This window comes from Duncaniella dubosii (genome assembly GCF_004803915.1).
Taxonomy (GTDB): domain Bacteria; phylum Bacteroidota; class Bacteroidia; order Bacteroidales; family Muribaculaceae; genus Duncaniella; species Duncaniella dubosii.
The window spans coordinates 1-15511 of record NZ_CP039400.1 but is presented as its reverse complement, the minus strand read 5'-3'; the positions used below and the strand labels follow the sequence as shown (position 1 = coordinate 15511).

Here is a 15511-nt window from a genome sequence, read left to right as displayed (position 1 = left end):
GAACAAGAGACACATGAAGGTGCGGAGTCTCACTCGTCCATGTGCAGAACCGCACTCACGATGTTTTCCTTGCCATGTTCTTTCTGCGCCCACTTGATTGACTCCCGGCACCATTCCATAAGCCTGCCCTGCTCGATGATCTCAGCCATACCCTCTACCGATGCGCTCAATGCGGATCTCGATGCAGCATATCTGACCTTTCCGGATCTTGCGCTCGTATTCATTGCCGTCGGCATCCTTCTGATGACGGACAGCATCAAGCTTTTTCTCGATGGCTGCGCTGCGGCCAATCTCCCGGGCTTCCTTTATAAACTCCTTGTTATGTCTGGTAAGGTCTCTGCGCTTGATGTTGTACGGCACATGCTCCGTTCCGTCCGCCTTCTTCCTCTCGATATGGGTGGAGTAGGACACCGGTGGACCGTAGCATTTCTCATAATGGCAGACTGTATAGTGGCTCATATATTTTCAGTGGAAGGTGGACGGAAACGGCCGGGAAGGGATGCAAGGGGAACGGCGGCCGCAGAGCTGTTCCCTTTGCCGGAGAGTGCAGAGAGAGGGTCACTCTCTGCCCGGGGGTGACGGGGGCTGGAAGCCCTTGTCCGAGGGTCCGGGAAGGGTCATCCCGGCGGTGGGGTTCAAAGGGGAGAGGACACTCCCCTTGTGGGGGTTGTAGGGGGCGAAGCCACATGCCTTAATAGGGTTAAATATAGCATCCCAACGGAGTGGATGCGGTGGCTTCGCCAATATTTTGCCCTATTAAGCTATGGCAAATTTTTCAAATTTGCTCTCGTGCAAGCGATGGAACCGCCTGAAACAACTGACCTCCGGAGGATACCTGTGCTATTCCTCGACCTTGCCGTATCCCATTTTGACACGGTTACTCACAAGCAAATACCCACTGAAAAAGCGGTCGAGTATGTTGTTGATTGTAGATGTGATCGTAGCGTGTGGGACACCACTTCCGGCGTTCATATCCTTGATCATCTTCACGAACTTCGGGGCGATTGGAACCTGCGGGAACTTCATCGAGGAAGATCGGTACACCATAGGGGAGATATATCCCTCTATGAAATCAGCTTCTGTTGTTTCCAAAACAGTTCCGCGCTTTGACAGCACGAACAGAGCCTCTGCCTCACTTGCCAACTTCGGGCCTTCAGGGGGTGAAAGCAGGCTCAAATTCAATGTGTTTTCCATAGCATATATAGTTCTCTCGGAGAATATGCCATCCTTGTTCATCTCTATCTCAATGACCTTTCTTGGATCTTTCTCAAAAGATTTTCTGACTGCTAAAAGATCAACCTTTTCTTCTTCTGTTTCATCCATTGATAAAGCATTTGTTATTTGTTTTGAAAATTCATATTTCTGAAAATTATTTTACCTGAAAATTCTGGCGTAAATATTTTCCTTACAAATAACATTCATACTATGGTTATGGTTCTTGAAGGTAACTATGAAACGGACTCGCAAGCCAAGCAATAAAACAATATATTGTTTTATTTATTTAATGTTTTATTGTTTTAGTGGTTTAGTAATTCCTGCACGACAGAATCCCACCACCGGGTAACAGTAGGTCTGGAGAGTCCTGTTTCCCGGGCACACAAAGATTTATTCTTGCTGTCCGGATTTTTAGTACGCCACTCCTTAACAAGTCTAGCATGAGAACTGCTATCGATAGTGGCTTTTTTCCTCCCACTACCGTCTCTCCAGTTTCCATCAGGATAAGAGATATTATCCCTGACAAAATTCATGAGTTTAATATGTTTCTCACGTCCTCTATTATTGCGCTTATTTCGCTCTATCCTTATACCTGTGGTCGTTTCAATAACTCTAATCGGCCACTTGTTATATTCCTCGTCATACGCTCTCATGGCATCTTTAACATCATCTTCCGTGAAGGGATTATCCACTGTCTCAGTCTTACGGTCAAAAGCCGGAACCAAGGAAATAGCATCCGCAAGGACTTCATCACGGGAAACACCACATTTGACAGCATAAACTACCAATGTAAGAATGCACCAGTACCGATGATGCACTTCCACCTGCTGACCGTCTTTAAGGATATTCAACCACCAATCATATAATCCACGATTGAGTTGCCACTTCTTGCCTACCCTGCGGCGTCCTATAACACGTGAAGCATACCATTCCGGCCATCGTTCCTGCGCCTCTTTCAGCGTCACACGGGACGGATTATGCGGAGTTTTGTCTGTCAACTGTCCGATTTCTTCATCAGACAATCCGAAAGCACGCCCTAAAAAACTGTTCAATTCCTCCGGCGTGTGCATGGGCGCGGAACGGTTCCAAAATGCCCGGATAGGTTTGCCGAACTTTGTCTTGGTTCCCGGCACACGGAATCCCTGCACTACACTCTGAACCTGCGCTCTCTCCGCACCAAGTTTTGACACGAGCCACACAATCTTGGTCAAACCTCGTTTCATCTTATTCAACGCATCAAGGCGAGTAGCGAACATTTCGATTGGACGCTTCAACAGGTAATACACATGAATCCCATGCCCTGAATTGACTATGATATTGGCAACCGGATAAACCCCTGTTGTCATACCTCGCAACAACATCCTCACCTCATGCATACTCACACCGTCAAGATCTATAGCAAAGGCATAAAGAAACCGAGCGTTCCTATAAGAGTTGGTACGTCCCACATAAGTCACCGGAGACAATATCGCAAAGTCGCGCCCATTTAGGAAACTCAGACTCTCACCATCATCCTTCAACAACAACCTATGTCTGTTCTTCTTTCCATCCTTGTAGAAGACCACAGGATTATATCTCCACATACGATAACCACTATAGTCTATCTTCTCTGACTGTACATCATCTGAATTGGAGGACTCTGACCTCAAAGCTTTGTTCCGGATCTTCTGCTTCAACCACAACTGGTATTCATAACTCTGTACTTCCTCAAAAGGAATAATCCCCTCACCCTGTTCAAAGGCTTTCCTCTCAAACAACAACTCGACAAACTCATCAGGATAAAGCTCTGACAATTCATAATGCTCCCCACACTGAAGATAATCGGATTTACGCTCAAACTCCTGCTCCAACACATCCACAGAAATACGGTTCAGCCGACCATGATAATCCGACCAAGCCTGAAGAAACTCCCGGTACTCATCCGCAGGAAGAGTATCGAAATCAAAATTATTCAAGTCAACCTTACTAAAATCTATACTCATAATCTAAAATTTTGAACAGAGGGGCACTCGTTCCTCGTGCCCCAGTGTGGGGGGGCGTATATTATCAATGAAATTTCTTTTACACTTTTGCAAAGATACTACATTCCTCGGATTAATCCAAATTTCACCACTAATTAAATAATTACCACTATCACTAATTATATTATTCAATAATTAGCGACAGCTGCTGTTTCCCATATGATTAGAATAGTCTTAGTAGAAAACACTAAAATGGTAAAACACTATTTCAGTAATTCAATAATTATTATTATCTTTGCAGTGTCAAATTAAGACATAATCCTTAACCCCATCATTAATGAAAGCCAAAATTATAGCAATAGCCAATCATAAGGGCGGAGTCGGTAAAACCGCCTCTGTCGCATCCATCGGAGCAGTATTGGCATCAAGAGGGAAGAAAGTGTTGATGGTTGACTTGGATACCCAAGCCAATCTTACCCGGCATTTCATGGAGAACATTCCCCCACGAATTATCTACCACGCAATTCGTGAGCAGCTCAATCTTCCCATCTATCCAATCCGTGAAAATCTCGATATTGTACCAAGTGGTCTTGATATGGCGGGAATTGATTTGGAATTACAGATGATGTTTAACCGAGAAAGAGTACTAAAGGTACTTCTCGATCCATTCAGTACCATTTACGACTATGTTCTTCTAGACTGCCCTCCGGCTCTCGGATTAGTTACAATCAACGCACTTACTGCCGCCAATAAATTAATAGTGCCTATGAAGGCCGATCTCATGTCAAACTACGGTTTGTCAATGATGGATCAATTTTGCGTAAAAATGCAGGTACTGAATCCCGGCATACATATTGACTATATCTTCTTCAATATCTATGAAAAAGGACAGACCATGACAGAAGCTATTGAAACAGATGTCAGATCTAAGTACGGAGATCGGGTTCTTTCCACGGTTATCCGCAAAAATAATGATGTTTCCAAAGCGGCCTTCGATTTTACTGACATTGTCAGTTTCAACCCCGAAGCGAATGGAGCAAAAGATTTCCAAGCATTAGTGACCGAACTTGAGAGCAAGCTCTAATTACTAAATAAATATTTAGCAAAATCAATATTTCATTAATTATTGAAATCACTAAATCAATAATCATTTATCATGGCTAAAAATAAAATTTTAACAGTGCCTCAAAACGGGACTCAACCGGCAACTATCCCATCGCCTATCGACAACATGCTCGCTGGAACAACCTCAGTAGAGACAGTAACAAAAACATCAAACAAGAGACCAACATCATTCAATATCGATCAAGAATTACAATCTCGCTTCAAAGCCGTCTGTGCTACAAGAGGCAAATCCATGTCCAGTGTAATCGAGGACTTTATCCTCGGATATATTTCAGAACAATGATCCTACGCACATTACTATTATTAATTCTCTCACTAACCTTTACCTGCTGCTCCAACAAGCCTTCAGATCTCCGACTTTCAAGAGTAGAAGGCTTATTGTCTGAATCTCCCAAAGAAGCGTGGGATTCGTTGAGTGCTATTAATTATGATCTTTTATCTGACGCTGATAAACATTACTACGATTTCCTTTCAGTGAAAGTAGCAGATAAAGCGTATCTTACACATTCCTCCGATAGCCTCATTCTGAAAGTCATTGATTTTGAATTTAAACATCAGAAAAATGGACGCTATCCAGAAGCATTGTATTATGGCGGAAGAGTTTATAGTGATTTAGGTGATTATCCTACCTCTTTACACTATTTTCAGGATGCTCTTAAATCTTTGCCATCAAATTCTGGCAATCAAGAATTAAGATGTAATATATTAAGTCAAACAGGTAGGCTTCTAACAGCTCTATCGCTTTATGATGAAGCAATACCCTATATTCATGAGGCATTAGAAATAAATCGGCATCTTCAAGATACAACTAATATTATATACGGGTTACAATTATTGGGTGGTACGTATCTTAGGAACTCAAATTATGATCTAGCTGAAAAATATTTTAAAGAGTCTATAGGTTTTAGTGTTCATCAACCTTCGTATCATATGGCTAAATCAAGGATGTATCTTGCTGCCGTAAAACACAAGCAGGGAGAACTTGATTCTGCTTTAAGCTATATTCGTAATACATCTGAAGAAGTAAAACCTATGGTACGCAATAGTGTTCTCGGCTATGCTTCTAATATATATTTAGACGCTGGAATTCTCGACACAGCGTATATTTATGCAAAAGATCTAATCTCAAATAACGATCCAACGCACAAAGAAATTGGATATCAAGTACTACTATCTCCAGAACTACGAAAATATATAGAGATAGACACTTTAAATCAATATATTTCCGAATATAGAACCATTTTAGAGAGCTTCTATGACGAGAACAATATGCAACTATCTATTAACCAACAGAGTCTCTACAACTATCAGTTACATGAAAACCAAAAAGCCAAAGCAGAAAGACTTTCTAATATACTAAAGAATTGGATAGTCGGTTTTATATTCTTAGCTATACTTCTAGTCCTTATATCTCTTTATTTTAAAAATAAAAGTAAGAACAATATCATTGAATTACAACAAGCTTTAGCTAACATTGAAAAACTAAAGCTTGAATTAGTAACAAGTCAATTAAAACAATCATCTGATATAGGCCAAACAATTATTAACCAAACAGAAGAAATAGCTCCCGTTATTACACATAATTCACCTAAGAGTACAGAGCAAGAACTTAGGGAATGCCTAAAAAAAGAACTTTTAACTTTATATGAAAGTGCTAGTGCTCAGTCATCAATCTCCCCTATAATTTTACAATCTATTGCCTACCAAAAAATCCAAGAATACATTCAAGAGGGAAAAACTATAAAAGAGAGTGATGTTCTTTGGAGTGAAATCGAACAAATTGTCTTATCTAGTTCTCCTAAATTTAAGATAAATCTCAATCTACTTACATTAGGGAATTTAACTACAATAGACCTTCATACAGCTCTTCTTATAAAATGTGGAATCAAACCATCAAAGATGACAACATTACTTGGTAGAAGTAATGGTGCTATTGTTTCGAGAAGAGAAACTCTCTGTATGAAGATCCTTGATGAGAAAAAAGGAGCAAAAGTTATTGATGCGATAATACGCTCATTATAAACATATTACCCCCCCCCCATTGATGATAACGGGAAGATAACGGATGAATTTCCGTCATTTTTCCGTTATCATTTTTCGTCCTTAGCCAACATTTTATAGCTAATTTTGGAAAAACACTTTAGATATTCAAACTTCATGAAAACCATTTATTACATCCAAATGCTAATAATGACTCTTGTAATGTCATCGTTTCCCTTATCCCTTGCAGCCAACAGCTCAAGTGTTTCTTATACTGTTACATTACAACAGCAGCAGAAACCGACGAAAGATCACAATCAACAACTAGATAAGGATGGTCAAAGAATGCCTGCTCGTCCTGTCGTTGTCTATATTAGTACAACTGAAGGAGTATATAGCTCCTACTTTGACATTGAAGATGTAATATCTTACTCAATACTTGACAGCAATGGTCAGCTCTCATTCTCAACCTATGATGTTTCTGATTTTATCAACTATTTAGTATCATGCAATGGTGTTATAGGGATTCAATTAGAATTGGTTGAATATAATCTCGAGGGCTGGCTTCAATTATAGAAATATAACGTTCACCAGAGAAATTAGATGTACAGTACATTATAGTTAACCCAATTATTAATCTAAACCTCAAAAAGATGAAAAGAACATCCCTCCTAGCATTAGACATGCTGCAAAAGGAAGAACTTGCATCCCTTAAAGGTGGCGCCGCCAGCACCAATAAGGTATGTGGTTGCGTATGCGTAGGTCCAGTCACACCTGTTAAGGTAGAACTTAACACGGGAAATGACCGTGAACTAGCATCCTCAGATGCAGACTGCACAGATTGTGGAGCATCAAATGCTCATCGTGCCACAAATGAACTTGTAACCCTATAAGTTCATTTGTCCATGTCCGCTCGTCATCAAATATTTTGCCTTTTGGCATTTATTTTATTTGCTGTGCCAATGTCGGCACAGCAAGATGACGAGCGGCTTGACTCTTTAATCAGAACGCTCGAATTAAAAGAGGTTGTTGTCACGGCTAAAAAAATAAGACAATCGGGTGATACAATATCTTATGCTGCATCTTCATATATAAGCAAAAATGATAAGACATTAGAGGACTTACTCCGGAAAATGCCCGGTATTGAGGTAAAATCGGACGGACAAATTATATATAATGGACAATGGATTAATGAGTTCTATATCGAAGGGTTAGATATGCTTGGCTCTAACTATGGAGTAGCCACCAAAAATATAGATGCGCATGACATTGGGACTGTACAAATTCTTGAAGACCACCAAGATGTAAAAATGCTCCAAGGCGTAAGGCGCGGAGCCGCACCAGCAATGAATATACGCCTAAAGCAGAGCGCAAAGGGTATCTGGTCGTCCACTTTTGAGGGTGCTATAGGAAGCCAGCCCAATATATCCTGGGACGCATCGGCCTCACTAATGAACTTCAGGCGTAATGCTCAAAATATATCGGTTTATAAAACCAATAACATCGGTGTTGATTTACGACCTGAAATCAACGCTCCATCTACATACACATCATCTTACGGAACTGGGATATTATATCCTGAAACTCCATCTTTATCTAACAAGTACACTTATAGAAACACCTCTCATAGCCTTTCAGTGAACCAGTTGCTGAAACTTAGTGAAGATAAAACATTTACGTTTAATCTAAATTATCTTTTCGACAAAGAAAAGCGTAATTCAAATGATGAAACAACGTATTTGTCTGACAGTGTGGCAAGGTATATCATCAAGGAATCTAATTCTTCTGATATACATCAGCATTTTGTTGGGACCCATGCTGTTTATAAACTTAATGGGAAGAAAATATACCTCAAAAATACTCTTTCCGCCAATGCGTCTTTTCCAAAAGGAGAAGGACTAATTAATGATTTAATTCTCCAAAAATTTTCAGCTCACTCAATAAAAATTGATGATGAATTGAAACTTAACTATAAGAAACATAATGGGGGAATTGCAGATGCTTCATTTCATATATCCTATAACGATAAGAAGGGATTATTGAATCTGCCTAATAATGAATTTTGTCAGATAGTAGATCAACGAAGCTTCAATATTGACGGAAGTGGCTCCTTGATTGCTCTTTCAATACCACACTTCATGTTTAATCTGAATGGAGAAGTTGATGCAAGTTGGCAACATGCTAATACCAATCTTGATATTGACAATCAGTCTATGCCTGATGATCAACAAACATGGCAGGTTGGTGCAAGGGTTACTCCAAAAATATTTTGGCATTATGGGCAAAAATTTCAATGGCTTATATATGTGCCTGCAGGTTTTATGTATTATAAGTCTGACAATCAAACTTGGAATTATAATAAAACATTCTTCTCGATAAGACCATATTCGAACATAACATATAAACCATCAGACCGGCTTTCGTTCTCACTTACCACAATAGGTGAAGAATCCTTACCTTCTGCCATATCCATTATGGTTCAAAAACGATTTATAGACTACCGCACAACCATCTCTAACCCGGGACATATTGAAGCGACAATGAACCGAACACTAAAAACGGCATTCAATGCGAGCTATACAAATGTGTTGGATATGCTATTTGGTAGCCTTGCATTAACGTATGTTCAATCGCGTTATGGCAATAGTTCCGGATATGACATAACTGACGATATTATTAATTATATAAGATTGCCATATTCTACAAATAGCCGGATATGGCAACTTGATCAAACATTTTCAAAAGGTTTTTTCCGATGGAACTCAAAGGTAAGTGAGTCATTTAGTATAGGCATGAATAATAGTGAATATTATATCAATGATGAAATTCATGAAGGCAAAAGCAAGTATCTTCGGGCTAAACTTTCATATAATGCGACGTTTACTAAATGGCTGTCTTTTGAGACCTCAAATGAATACACCCTATCCAAGAGCTTTACAGATGGCAAAGCTAATGATGGCACGAAACATACCTTCTCCAATGCCACGTCCATTATACTGTGGCCGTTTAAGCAACTGAATGTATCGCCATCTGTGATGTTCTATAATAATAACTACTCTACATCATATCGAAATAATGTGTTCCTGAATTGCAATGTTGAATATACTCTCGGAAACACCATATTGTCACTGCAATGCAGCAACTTGTTAAACAACGATGTTTTTCGAAGGTATAACGACAATGGAATCATTAGATACTCAAGCGAGTATCGTTTACGAGGACGCACTATTATGGTAGGCATTAGAATAAGAATAACATAAATATATAACCATGAGGATTTTGAATGCACTTTTAGCATCTCTAATGATGCTTGCCGGGCCTGCTGCTTTAGCACAGGTTACTGTATCGTATGCTATGGATACGCCTACGTTCACCCTCGCGCACGAGGATACTGATAAGTATGAGACATTAGATACTTGCTATCTTAACGTTTCATACCAGTTCAAGTATCGCAATTCAGAGAAAGACGATTCTTTGAGTTTCGATGACATCATGGACTTGCAAATGGGCAGATACTACAACGCTTTCTTTAGCCGTGATTTGCGAGCTCTTGATACACAAAACACGAAAGAACTTAAATCCACAATGCAATTCTCTACTATTCCTGAGAATTATGTTGGGTTCGACCTTCTGTTCAATCATAAGGACTCACTGACTACAGTCACCAATCGTCTTCCATACACTTCTCAAGTCATTGAATACAGTGAACTATCAGAATCACCTGAATGGACGTATATACCAGATGAGATTGCTACTGTCATGGACTATCATTGTCATGTCGCAACATGCAATTATGGAGGAAGAAATTGGAAAGTGTATTATACAAATGACATTCCTGTTCCTTATGGACCGTGGAAGCTGAACGGAGTAAAAGGATTGGTCCTTAAGGCTGAAGACTCTGAAAACAACTTTATTTTTGAAGCTGTAGGTTTGACACAAAAGCCACAACCTATCATTCGCTATGACTGGAGTAGAAAGAAAATGAAGAAAGAAGATTGGAAAAAATTTGAACAGGAGATGTATAAAAACGCCGGGGCATTCGTCCGAAACACTGGTGCACGCATCCTTATCATGGACAACAGTGAACAAGGTTTTCATCGTCTCAATGAAGATTGGTCTCAATACTACAATCCATTAGAATTATAACATGGAAATAATAAAGTCTGCAGCGGGTCATAATTATATATATGATCGAAATACTAGTTACATTTCTCTATCTTCTAATTACAGTCCTAAAGAGAACGAGAATCAAGTAAATCCACACTTCGCTAAGAAGTTAGATTACTTAACTCGTCATGGTATCATTTCTCAAGAAAAGAGTGAAAATAATCAATACCGTCTTTTAACTAAAAAAGATATTGATGATGCAATAATCAATACTCATCAAATAATATTAGAAGTAACAGACAAATGTAACCTGGACTGTTACTACTGCGGCTATGGTCATTTTTATGACAATTATGATGCTAGATTAAATAGAGACTTACCTCTCGATTCATTCAAAACACTATATAATTATCTGAAGAATCTATGGGAAACATCCTATAATAAAGGGTGCTCTTATCTCCGTATATCATTTTATGGGGGTGAACCACTATGCAATTTCCAATTTATTCATGATGCTGTAATGTACACACGAAACAATCCTATTCTGAATAAAAAGATTGTTTTCTCAATGACTACAAATGCAGTTCTGTTAGACAAATATATGGATTTTTTAGTTGAAAATAACTTTGAAATTCTAATTAGTCTTGATGGAGATAAATTTAATGATTCATATCGAACTTTTAAAAATGGGACAGGGTCGTTCGACACAGTAATATCAAATATAGACAAGTTACAGTCCACATATCCGATATTCTTTAATAAGAATATCAAATTCAACAGTGTATTGCACAATCGTAATTCAGTAAGGGAAGCTAATCATTTTATATACTCCCGATATAATAAACGTCCAATGACCAATGAATTGAACGTTTTTGGTATAGCAAAATGTAAACGAGCTGAATTCCTAAAAATTTTTCATTCTAAAACATCTGAGTTTAACTCTATGTCTAATGAAGAAAAACAAGTATATGAGAGACAATCTCCTCATATAATTCAATGTGAGAAATGGCTCTTTAGTACCCTCATGAAAACATATTCAGTAAATATATTCGATGCTTTATCTGATAATTTTATTGAATCATTAGATTCTAATAGACAAGAGATTCCAACAAAAACCTGTATCCCATTTTCACGAAAAATATTTGTTTCTGTTAATGGTGGTATTTTTCCATGCGAAAGAATTGGAAACGAATTCAATTTCGGAAACATATCCGGGAATGAACTATATATAAATTACGACAATATAATTGAACGTTATAATCAATTATTTCTCAAGTATATAACTGCCTGCAAAACATGTAAAGCCAAAGATTTTTGTTCTGTATGCGTTGTATCTGATATAAATGGATACGAGGTTTGTAATCGAGCTAAACCTCGAAATATCGAAGAGATAATTTCCTTCTTTGAAGCCAATCCTGAAGAAATAAGAGAAATAATAAAAAATATATCTATCATCTAATAATGGGACATTCTACATACTTCTATTTAGAGCCTTATGTTTATATAGCATCTGGTAAAAATGGTATTCTTCTAATAAACATGCTTGATGACAACACTCTAATCTTTAACGATTCAAGATCTGTTGACATCATGCAGCGATTATTGTCTTCTCCTAAAAGGACAGTCCACATATCGGAACAAGATAAAACGATTCCTCTTATATCTGATACACTCAAGTATTTCATGGGAGATTTGATATCTTCTAACATCCAACCTTTACAATTTGAATCCGAGATAAACAACATCTCTGGCATCGATGCTTATCATAAATCTATAATATACTCAAAATATAACATCGGTTCTTTCATATCAAATTGCACACTACTTGTTGATATGAATAAATCTGACTGTTCGGAATATATCGCTATTCAGTCTGGCTTATCATCTTGCGCTGAATCTTTTCAAAAAAGATATCCTTATGCGATGAATAAATCTACTATTAAGACATATATACAAGGACTCGTTAGTATTAATCCGAATATAGTTGTAAATATATGTGGACTTGATATTGATTTCCTGAACGATATAATTGAAAGCTTTAACGCAAGAAATCTAAACATAATCATTTCAGCAACAACGCTCAATGCTAGTCCAGAGATACTGAATACCCTTATCAACACTAATCTAAGTTTTTCAGTTCTTCTAAACTTACCTATTGATCAAATCAACTTACCTTCTAATCGTAATCACATCTCTATTTTAACAAAAATAACCGATAAGAACGATCTTGAGGTATATTTAAACTTGCTTGACTCTGATTATAAAGTAAAGTTTTTCCCGCATTTAACTAGTGAAAATCTCGACTTTATTAAGTCTCTTCTTAATATATCTGAAGATGAGTTATTAGGTATCCCTCAAAAGTACCAAACAATTAAGATTAACAATCTAATAAATAGTAATCTATGGGGAACAATTTACCTATTCTCTAATGGAAATATTCATTACTCCCTTATTAATGATTCTAATAAAATTATAACCTTTAACAATCTGTATGATGGTTATAAAGAAGATCTTATAAACGGTACTATCGATTGGATATTTAATCGAAATTATACTGAGTGTAAGAAATGTATGTATCAACGGCTTTGTCCACCACCAAACTACATAGAACACTATCTAAGGTGTAACAACACCCTAAGATGTCTCATCCAAGATTCCTAATGAAAAAGATTTCAATTAAATTACAAAAGGATGCCATGAAATGTGGGCAAACGTGCCTACAAATGATTGCTGAATATCATGGATATATTTTTGCTGATAATTTAATTGAATCTCTATGTCCTGCGACAAAAGAAGGAGTCTCATTACTTGCTTTACAAGAAACAGCACTATTACTTGGTTTCAAATCAATATGTGCTCGAATGAACATTTGTGAAATTTCAAGAATAACAGAACCTTGCATTCTTCACTGGGATCAAAACCACTATGTTGTTCTAGTTGAAATTAAGAAAAATGGCTCCTATTATAGAATAGCAGATCCAAAAAAAGGTATATCTACATGCACTAGAGATGAGTTTTTACAACATTGGATAAGCACAACCATTAATGGAAAACATAAAGGAGTTGTTATGTTATTAACTCCTACTGAAAATATTATCAGATACACAACTGAGACTCCTAAAAAACGCTCAAATCGTTTTATCCTAGGTTATATAACTCAATTTCGTAAATATTTCACACAGATTATCCTCGGTCTGGGTCTCGGGTGTGTGCTTCAGTTAATCATGCCGTTCCTGACACAGGCCATTGTAGATGTGGGTATAAGGCATATGGACATAGGTTTCATCTGGCTCATACTACTCGGAGAACTGATGATTGTAGTGGGCAGGACTGCCACGGATTTTATCCGGCGATGGTTACTGCTCCACATTTCCATGCGAATCAACATCTCTCTTGTAAGCGATTTCTTCATAAAGTTGCTGAAATTACCCATGTCGTTCTTTGACACAAAATTAATGGGAGATTTGCTACAACGGATTGGAGATCATACCCGTGTACAGAACTTCCTCACTGGTCAGGTGCTTAACATCATTTTCACATTCCTAAGCTTCATAATCTTCGGCATTGTTCTCTTCTTTTATAATCCTCTTATTTTCGGAATTTTCGTCACCGGAAGCGTTTGTTACGGACTATGGATAACCTCTTTTTTGAAAAAGCGCAAGGTCCTCGACTATGAACTGTTTGAACAGCAGGCAAAGAATCAGAACAAGACCTATCAGCTAATCACTTCCATGCAAGAGATAAAATTGCAGGACTGTGAGCGCCGCCGCCGTTGGGAATGGGAGGATACGCAAGCTGACCTCTTCAGTGTACAGATGAAATCGCTTAAACTCCAACAGACACAAGAAGCCGGCTCTATTTTTATCAATGAGGTAAAGAATATAATGATTACAGTGCTTGCGGCCACCGCTGTGATAAATTCTCAGATGACACTCGGAGCCATGCTTGCTGTGCAGTATATCATCGGGCAGCTCAACTCTCCGGTGGAGCAGTTCATGTCGTTCATCTATTCTCTACAGGATGTGAAGATTTCACTTGAACGCATTAATGAAATTCATGAGGGGAGAAATGAAGAATCCGACGGCAATCAGGTATCAAAGTTCGATGACGGAAAATCCATCGACCTTTCCAATGTCGATTTCAAGTATGATCCACACGCTCTCAAAAAGACGCTGACAGATGTGTCATTTGATATACCAGAAGGAAAAGTAACGGCTATTGTCGGGGCTTCCGGAAGTGGGAAAACTACCCTTATTAAGTTAATGCTGGGCTATTATCCGGTCATGTCCGGCTCAATCTCAATAGCAGGAAGAAACATAAACGAGTATAATCTAAAATGGTGGCGCCGGCATTGTGGAGTAGTCATGCAAGACGGTGTCATATTTTCAGAATCCATCGCTCGGAACATAGCAGTGGATGATGGAGATATTGACATAGATCGGCTTGAAAAAGCAGCTAGAATAGCCCATATCCATAATTATATTATGGGGTTACCTCTGAAATATAATACTCAAATCGGACGCGATGGTGTAGGTCTAAGTCAAGGACAAAAACAGCGAATACTCATTGCCCGAGCAGTCTATAAGAACCCCGACTTCATATTCCTCGATGAAGCTACAAATGCCCTTGATGCAAAAAATGAGAGAGCTATTGTAGAAAACCTCGATGAATTCTACAAAGGTAGAACTGTTGTCGTTGTGGCTCATCGCCTGTCAACAGTCAAGAATGCAGACCAAATTATAGTCCTCGATAGAGGTAAAGTTGTGGAGTCCGGCAATCATGCCACTCTTATAGAAAAGAAAGGGGCATATTATAATCTCGTTAAAAATCAACTTGAATTAGGAAATTGATATGGAGGCAGACAAAACTACACATGACAAGATTGAGCTCCGCTCCGAAAAAGTCCGACAACTCATAGGAGAGATTCCTCCCTCATTAGTCCGATGGGGCATAGCAATCATAACCATTGTTTTCATTGCCCTAATTGCGGCTGTATGTCTATTGCCATACCCATATTCCAACGGTGAATCCATCCTCCGGCATTTCATCGGATAAAGGAACATATCTAAATCGACCGTTTTTTGAGACTTTTCAGCAAACTATCTTCAGATGTAACTATTCAT

General features: G+C 38.3%; 13 protein-coding genes. 9 read left to right on the top strand and 4 right to left on the bottom strand.

What is annotated here, in order from left to right; all coding sequences use genetic code 11:
- Nucleotides 1-29: 29 nt before the first annotated feature.
- The 4 genes from E7747_RS16740 to E7747_RS16400 all read right to left on the bottom strand — a co-directional run bounded on the left by E7747_RS16740 (nt 30) and on the right by E7747_RS16400 (nt 3197).
- Nucleotides 30-149, bottom strand: coding sequence for a plasmid recombination protein (locus E7747_RS16740; RefSeq protein WP_168185399.1), 120 nt, complete (start codon nt 147-149; stop codon nt 30-32).
- Nucleotides 142-459 (bottom strand): hypothetical protein, encoded by a 318-nt coding sequence (locus tag E7747_RS16735; RefSeq protein WP_168185398.1) that lies wholly within the window; start codon nt 457-459, stop codon nt 142-144. Before E7747_RS16735 ends, E7747_RS16740 begins: the two co-directional genes overlap by 8 nt.
- Nucleotides 460-840: 381 nt before the next feature.
- A complete protein-coding gene (locus E7747_RS16405; RefSeq protein WP_128708247.1) occupies nt 841-1323 on the bottom strand; it encodes a hypothetical protein in 483 nt (160 codons plus the stop codon).
- Nucleotides 1324-1517: 194 nt separating this feature from the next.
- Nucleotides 1518-3197, bottom strand: a complete 1680-nt coding sequence (locus E7747_RS16400) for a hypothetical protein (protein WP_136417179.1) — start codon at nt 3195-3197, stop codon at nt 1518-1520.
- 316 nt (nt 3198-3513) lie between these two features.
- On the opposite strand from E7747_RS16400, the gene E7747_RS16395 reads away from it, so the two are divergent.
- From E7747_RS16395 to E7747_RS16355, 9 genes are all read left to right on the top strand, one after another.
- The gene (locus tag E7747_RS16395; RefSeq protein WP_136417181.1) at nt 3514-4260 is read left to right on the top strand and encodes a ParA family protein; all 747 of its coding nucleotides are present in this window, start codon (nt 3514-3516) and stop codon (nt 4258-4260) included.
- 72 nt (nt 4261-4332) lie between these two features.
- On the top strand, nt 4333-4584 hold the full coding sequence (locus tag E7747_RS16390; RefSeq protein ID WP_136417183.1) for a plasmid partition protein ParG: 252 nt from the start codon (nt 4333-4335) through the stop codon (nt 4582-4584).
- Nucleotides 4581-6323 (top strand): tetratricopeptide repeat protein, encoded by a 1743-nt coding sequence (locus E7747_RS16385; protein ID WP_136417185.1) that lies wholly within the window; start codon nt 4581-4583, stop codon nt 6321-6323. Before E7747_RS16390 ends, E7747_RS16385 begins: the two co-directional genes overlap by 4 nt.
- A gap of 135 nt (nt 6324-6458) precedes the next feature.
- Nucleotides 6459-6857 (top strand): DUF421 domain-containing protein, encoded by a 399-nt coding sequence (locus E7747_RS16380; protein WP_136417187.1) that lies wholly within the window; start codon nt 6459-6461, stop codon nt 6855-6857.
- A gap of 359 nt (nt 6858-7216) precedes the next feature.
- Entirely contained in the window at nt 7217-9541 is a 2325-nt protein-coding gene (locus tag E7747_RS16375) for a TonB-dependent receptor (protein ID WP_136417189.1), read from the top strand.
- Between the two features lie 10 nt (nt 9542-9551).
- Complete coding sequence (locus E7747_RS16370) at nt 9552-10427, top strand: GLPGLI family protein (RefSeq protein ID WP_136417191.1); 876 nt, start codon at nt 9552-9554, stop codon at nt 10425-10427.
- Between the two features lies 1 nt (nt 10428).
- Entirely contained in the window at nt 10429-11847 is a 1419-nt protein-coding gene (locus E7747_RS16365; RefSeq protein ID WP_136417192.1) for a radical SAM peptide maturase, read from the top strand.
- A gap of 80 nt (nt 11848-11927) precedes the next feature.
- Complete coding sequence (locus tag E7747_RS16360; RefSeq protein WP_136417193.1) at nt 11928-13049, top strand: hypothetical protein; 1122 nt, start codon at nt 11928-11930, stop codon at nt 13047-13049.
- Entirely contained in the window at nt 13049-15238 is a 2190-nt protein-coding gene (locus tag E7747_RS16355; protein WP_136417194.1) for a peptidase domain-containing ABC transporter, read from the top strand. The genes E7747_RS16360 and E7747_RS16355 overlap by 1 nt, the downstream gene beginning before the upstream one ends.
- Nucleotides 15239-15511 lie beyond the last annotated feature (273 nt).